We start from the raw sequence: 6119 nt of genomic DNA, 5'->3' as shown, positions 1-6119 counted from the left end.
GGACGCCCTGGGCCACCTGGAGACGGCCCGGCTCGACGTGGCGTCGGGGATCGACGCGGGGGCGCGGCTGCTGGGGCTCGCGGTGCGGCCGACCGCCGTGTTCTGCGCCAACGACCTGCTGGCGCTGGGGGTGCTCCAGGCGATGTACGGGGCGGGTGTGAACGTCCCCGGCGACATTTCGATCGTGGGGTACGACGACATCGAGTTCGCGGCGGCGGCGGTGGTCCCGCTCACCTCCGTACGGCAGCCGGCCGAGCGGATGGGCCGTACGGCGGCGGAGATGCTGCTGGACGAGACCGAGCCGGACCGGGAACACCACACCCACCGGTCGGTCGTGCTCCAGCCGGAACTGGTGGTACGGGGTTCGACACGACCGCTCGCCCGCTGACGGTCCTGAGATCGGCGGGGTGAGGGCGGCGGGGGTTCGCCGGCCCGGTCAGTCGGGCGGCAGGGTCTGCTCCGCCCAGATGGTCTTGCCGCCGCCGGTCTGCCGGCTGCCCCAGCGCCGCGTCAGCTGCGCGACGAGCAGCAGCCCGCGGCCACCCTCGTCGTAGGCGTGGGCGCGCCGCAGGTGGGGCGAGGTGGAACTGGCGTCGGACACCTCGCAGATGAGGGCGTGGTCCCGGATGAGGCGGAGCCGGATGGGAGGTTCGCCGTAGCGGATGGCGTTGGTGACCAGTTCACTGACGACCAGTTCGGTGATGAAGGAGATCGCGGTCAGGTCCCACGCGGCCAGCTGGTCGGTCGCGGCCTGCCGGGCGGTGGCCACGCTGGCGGGGTCGGCCGGGATCTCCCAGGTGGCCACCCGTTCGGTGCCGAGTACCTGGGTCCTGGCGAGCAGCAGGACCACGTCGTCGTCCGGCTGCTCGGGCAGCACCTCGCGCAGGACGGTGTCGCAGAGGGCGTCGAGGTCGCCGGCGGGGGCCGACAGCGCCGCGCTCAGCTGGGCGGTCGCGTCGTCGAGGTCACGGTCGGGGCCCTCGATGAGCCCGTTCGTGTACAGGGCGAGGATTGAGTCCTCGGGAAGGAGGACCTCGGCCGACTCGAAGGGCAGGCCGCCGATGCCGAGGGGCGGCCCCGTCGCGACCTGGACGAGGCGCCCGGCCCGGCCGGGCCGTACGAGCACCGGCGGCGGATGCCCGGCCGAGGCCAGGGTCAGACGCCGGGCGACGGGGTCGTAGACGGCGTACAGGCAGGTCGCGCCCAGTTCGGCGATCTCGGCGCTGTGCTCGTCGGCGGCCAGGTGGGTGACGAGGTCGTCGAGGTGGGTCAGCAGTTCGTCCGGCGGCAGATCGACGTCCGCGAGAGTCCGTACGGCGGTGCGCAGGCGTCCCATGGTGGCCGAGGACTGGATGCCGTGGCCCACGACGTCGCCGACGACGAGGGCGACCCGGCTGCCGGACAGCGGGATGACGTCGAACCAGTCGCCGCCGATGCCGGCCGCCGACCGGGAGGGCAGGTAGCGGTGCGCGACCGTGACGGCCGCCTGGTCGCCGGAGGCCTTGGGGAGCAGGCTCTGCTGGAGGGTCAGCGCCGTCGAGCGCTCACGGGTGTAGCGGCGGGCGTTGTCCACACACACCGCGGCCCGGCTCGCCAGTTCCTCCGCCAGGTCCATGTCGTCGGCGGTGTACGCCTCCGGGTGGGTGAGGCGGGAGAAGATCGCGACGCCCAGCGTCGTGCCACGGGCCCGCAGGGGCACGACCAGGAGGGAGCGGATCCTGTCGCGGAGGGCGCGCCCGGCCGGATGACGCCTGTTGTTGTAGTCCATCCACTGCGCGAAACCCGGATCCCCCGCGTTCACCAGCATCCCCCTCCCCTCCGCGAGCGCCCTGGCCGTCGGGGAGAAGGACGGATGGACGCTCGTCGCACCCAGCTTGAGGCCCGGCGGGGGCGCCTCCTTCATGCTGGAGGTGTACGCGGCCCGGCGCAGGGTGACACCTTCCGCCGTCGGGTCCGAGGGTTCGCCCGGTCCCAGCACCCAGTCGAGCAGGTCGACACTGGCGAAGTCCGCGAACCGGGGCACCACCAGCGCGGTCAGCTCCTCGGCGGTGCGCACCACGTCCAGGGTGGTGCCGATCCGGGTCGCCGCCTCGTTCAGCAGGGCCAGCCGGCGGCGCAGCCCGCGCTGCTCGGTGCGGTCGAACGCCACCACGGCCACCGCCGACACCTCACCGGCCGGATCCAGGACCGGCCACATGTCGATGCTCCAGGCCCGCTCCACGCCGTCGGACGGCGCGGGGGCGTCGATGTCGTACCGGACTGCTGCTCCGGTACGGGTGACCTTGACCAGGTTGTCCCGCAGCGTCTTGCCGCCGTCGCCGTCCGGTACGGCGTCGGAGGAGCGCCGCCCCAGCAGCTCGCGCTCGGGGACGCCCAGCACGTCGCAGGCCGCGTCGTTGGCCAGGAGGAACCGCTGGTCGGTGTCGAACACAGACATCACGACCGACGCCTGCCGGAACGCGCGCGCGGCCGTCGGGGACTCCAGGGCGCCTGCCGGCGCGCCTCCGACGAGGTATCCGAGCGGCTCCCCGGCGGCGCCCGTCAGGAGGGAGGCGGTGAGGGTGAGCCGCAGAGCGTGACCGTTCCGGTGGCGGAGCACGACCTGGCCGGTCAGCGCGGCCAGCGCGGCGGCCGGTACGTCCTCGGCGAGCAGCTCCCGGGCGGGCCGCCCCACGGCCTCCTCGGCGGTGTGGCCCGTGAGCAGCCGCGCCCCCTCGCTCCACCCGGTCAAGGTGCCCTGGGGATCGATGATCGCAGCGGCGCCGGCATGCTCCATACGCCCAGGGTGCTGCCTCGGCGTCCCGCCCTCAACTCCGGAAACGCCGGTGGCGGGCCTTCTCGCGGTCCCGTGTCCACCGCCTCGCATCGACCGGCCCGGGCGACCGTGGCGCGGCGCACTCGATTCGTACGCTAATATTGATCATGTGCTCGCGACCGGAACTCCGGTGGTGGGGCCTCGCGTTGGTGGTCCAAGGAAAGACGCCCCGCTTCCTGCGGGGAAATGCAGGTGCAAGGCCTGCCCAGCGCTCCACGGGGAAGCCCCGGACTCGTTCACCGGGTCCGGGGCTTTCCGCTGTCCGGAGTGCCGGACGCCGATACGGACACCGGCTCCGGGCCACCACGCCTCCCGCTCACCCTCCTCCCGCTCACCCCCCTCCGCTCACCACCCTTCCCAGTGGAGGACTTCCTCGCGAGGGATCCGGTGGGCGGGCCGGAAGTCCGTGCCGACGGTGAAGGCGAGCGGCAGGAACGCGGCGAGCATGACCTCGTCGTACGGCGCACCCAGCACACCGGCCAGCTCGCGTTCGAGGGGCCCCTGGGCCGTGGTCCACACCGTTCCCAGCCCGCGGGCGCGGGCGGCGAGCATGAAACTCCACACCGCGGGGAGGATCGACCCCCAGGTCATGGACTGATCGAGCACGGAGGCCCCGTCCGTACGCCCCTCGACGGCCGGGATGACGAAGGCGGGCACGCGGTCGATGTTCTCGTACAGGTGCCGGAAGCCGTCGGAGACGCGTTCCATGGAGCCCGGGTGGACGTACATGCGCCGCAGGTCCCGCTCGGTGGGTCCCTGACCGCCCCCGGTCGTCACCGCCCGGCGGTAGACGTCGGCCACCGTCCGCCTCAGCTCCGGCTCGGTGACGACGAGGAAGTGCCAGCGCTGCCGGTTTCGCCCGGTCGGCGCCTGCGTGGCCAGGTCCACACACTCCTCGATCAGGGCGCGGGGGACGGGGCGGGTCAGGTCGAGGCGTTTGCGTACCGCACGGGTCGTGGACAACAGCTCGTCGGGGGTGGAGGGAAGGGTCACGGGGCTGTCCTCGGGATCATGGGGCTTCTCCTTGGGGGTTGGGGGCCCGTAGATAATCTGCGGGCAGATTATTGGCGAGCGTACGATGAGCTTCTGTTTGCGGTCAAACAATCTGGGCGAAGACGGTTCTGGTACGGTCGTGCCGAGACGAAGGAGGCCCCATGACGGCCAGGACCACCACGAGCCGGCGCGGCGCGGCCTACTTCCCCCGGCTCGCGGCGGAACGTCTTGACATCGCGCTGTGCCGGGCGTCGGCGGCCGTCGCGCGGGCCGCGGACACCCGCGCGGCCGAGCTGGGCATCGGGGTCGGCCAGCACCTGGTGCTCAAGATGCTGGCGGCCGTCGGCCCCAGCTCGCAGCGGCTCCTCGGCGAGGAGCTGCGCATCGACCGCTCCGTGATGGTCGGCATCTGCGACAGCCTGGAGCGCGCCGGGCACGTACGCCGCGAGCCCGCCCCCGGCGACCGGCGCGCCTACGCCGTCACCCTCACCGACTCCGGCCGGGCGCTCCTCGCCCGGGCCGAGGAGGCGACCCCCGCGTTCCTGGACGAGACGTTCGGCGGCCTCACCACCGAGGAGCGCGACCAACTGTCCTCCCTGCTCGGAAAGTTGCTGGACGCCGGCGCGCGCCGCCCGGGTGAGGACGTACAGCCGTAAATCCGCACAGGTGGTCCGTGAGGGACCACCGACGTGCGAAGTCGCCCGCTCCGGGCCGCTCCCCGATTGAACTCGCCGCCGCCGAAATCCGTATGGGCTGGCACGTGGGCGAATCGAGGAGCATTCCCTTGGCGATGATGCACAACGGCCGGGCCGCGCGCCGGCAGACCATGCGCGCGATCCGCCCTCAACGGTCGGGCGCGCGAACCCTGTTGGCGGCGTCCTGGGCCGGCGCCGTGGCCGTGATGGCGCTGTGGTGGCAGAACACCCCGGTCGTGCACGTGGACCTGGCCGAATGGCTGATCGGAGGGGGCCGCCTCACCGGACTCCTCGGCGGCTACACGATCGCGATCGTCATCCTGCTGATGGCTCGGGTCCCCGCGCTGGAACGGCGGGTGGGCTCCGACCGGGTGACCCGCTGGCACGCGATGAGCGGCCGGTACGCGGTCAGTCTGGTCCTCGCCCACCTCCTGCTGACCATCGGCGGCTACTCTGTCCAGGCCAACACGGGCTTCGTGGAACAGACCGTCATCCTCGTCCTCGACTTCCCGCGCATGATCGAGGCGACCATCGGCACCGCGATCCTCCTGCTGATCGGCTTCGTCTCGGCGCGGGCCGTACGGCGCAGGATGCGCTACGAGACCTGGTACTACCTGCACCTCCTCACCTATGTCGCGGTCTACCTGACCTTCTGGCACCAACTGGCCGCAGGCGCCGAGTTCGTGGCGAACCCGATGGCGCGCACCGCGTGGTACGCGCTGTACGGCGCGGCCGGGCTCCTGCTGCTCTGGTACCGCGTCCTCGCGCCGATCCGGCTCAACCGGCGCCACCGCATGCGGGTCGAGAAGACCGTCTACGAATCACCCGGTGTGGTCTCCGTCCTGATCACCGGACGCAGGCTGCACCGGCTCGGCGCCCAGCCGGGACAGTTCTTCCGCTGGCGGTTCCTCACGGACGGACTGCGCTGGAGCTCCAACCCGTACTCCCTGTCCGCGCCCCCGCGCCCCGACCTGCTGCGCATCACCGTCAAGGCGAACGGCGAGCACAGCGAGGCCGTGGCCGGGCTGCGGCCCGGCACCCGGGTCTGGGCGGAGGGTCCTTACGGGGCGATGACGGCGGCCCGGCGCAGCCAGGAGAAGGTGCTGATGATCGCGGGCGGCGCCGGGATCACCCCGATGCGGGCCCTGTTCGAGACGCTGCCCGGCGAACCCGGCGACCTGACCCTGCTCTACCGGGCCAGCAAGACCGAAGACCTGGCGCTCTGGGGCGAGTTGCGGCGGATCGCGTCCGCGCGCGGCGCGCGTCTCCTGTACGCGGTCAACGGTCCCGACGGCGTCAGGCCGGAGATCACACCGCAGCGGTTGCGCGAACTGCTGCCGGACATCGACGACCACGACGTCTATGTCTGCGGTCCCACCGGGCTGGCCCGCCAGTCCTACGAGGCCCTGCGCGCGGCGGGCGTCCCCGCCCGCCGCATCCACCACGAATCCTTCGAGATGTGAGGCACACCCCGTGAAGAGGAGACATCCGCTGCGGCGGATCATGATCGGTGTCGCCGCGACCGCGTCGGGCGTGGTCCTGCTGCTCGCGCTGAAACAGCCCGGCGGATCGTCGGTGGCGGTGGCGACCGTGCCGCCCGGCGCCGTGGGCGCGCC

Annotated in this window: 5 protein-coding genes; 3 read left to right on the top strand and 2 right to left on the bottom strand. The window is 72.5% G+C overall.

The window, feature by feature from the left end; all coding sequences use genetic code 11:
* On the top strand, positions 1 to 388 hold a 388-nt coding region (locus GT042_RS36410; protein WP_161312944.1), incomplete at its 5' end, for a substrate-binding domain-containing protein.
* 48 nt (positions 389 to 436) lie between these two features.
* On the opposite strand, the gene GT042_RS36405 is transcribed toward GT042_RS36410, so the two are convergent.
* Complete coding sequence (locus GT042_RS36405; protein ID WP_161312943.1) at positions 437 to 2776, bottom strand: SpoIIE family protein phosphatase; 2340 nt, start codon at positions 2774 to 2776, stop codon at positions 437 to 439.
* 384 nt (positions 2777 to 3160) lie between these two features.
* Positions 3161 to 3808 (bottom strand): nitroreductase family protein, encoded by a 648-nt coding sequence (locus tag GT042_RS36400; protein WP_161312942.1) that lies wholly within the window; start codon positions 3806 to 3808, stop codon positions 3161 to 3163.
* 161 nt (positions 3809 to 3969) lie between these two features.
* Between GT042_RS36400 and GT042_RS36395 the strand changes: the two genes are divergently transcribed.
* Together GT042_RS36395 and GT042_RS36390 are read left to right on the top strand one after the other, a co-directional pair.
* Complete coding sequence (locus tag GT042_RS36395; RefSeq protein WP_161312941.1) at positions 3970 to 4464, top strand: MarR family winged helix-turn-helix transcriptional regulator; 495 nt, start codon at positions 3970 to 3972, stop codon at positions 4462 to 4464.
* 134 nt (positions 4465 to 4598) lie between these two features.
* A complete protein-coding gene (locus GT042_RS36390) occupies positions 4599 to 5966 on the top strand; it encodes a ferredoxin reductase family protein (protein WP_237531552.1) in 1368 nt (455 codons plus the stop codon).
* Positions 5967 to 6119: the final 153 nt, after the last annotated feature.

Source organism: Streptomyces sp. SID3212 (assembly GCF_009865405.1).
GTDB lineage: Bacteria > Actinomycetota > Actinomycetes > Streptomycetales > Streptomycetaceae > Streptomyces.
The sequence above is the reverse complement of the archived record's forward strand: the minus strand, read 5'-3'. Positions and strand labels throughout refer to the sequence as shown.

What these genes read in the sequence shown, in the direction of transcription:
- GT042_RS36395 (WP_161312941.1), top strand. Translation starts at nt 3,970, where the DNA reads ATGACGGCCAGGACCACCACGAGCCGGCGCGGCGCGGCCTACTTCCCC.
- GT042_RS36390 (WP_237531552.1), top strand. Translation starts at nt 4,599, where the DNA reads ATGATGCACAACGGCCGGGCCGCGCGCCGGCAGACCATGCGCGCGATC.
- GT042_RS36405 (WP_161312943.1), bottom strand. Translation starts at nt 2,776, where the DNA reads ATGGAGCATGCCGGCGCCGCTGCGATCATCGATCCCCAGGGCACCTTG.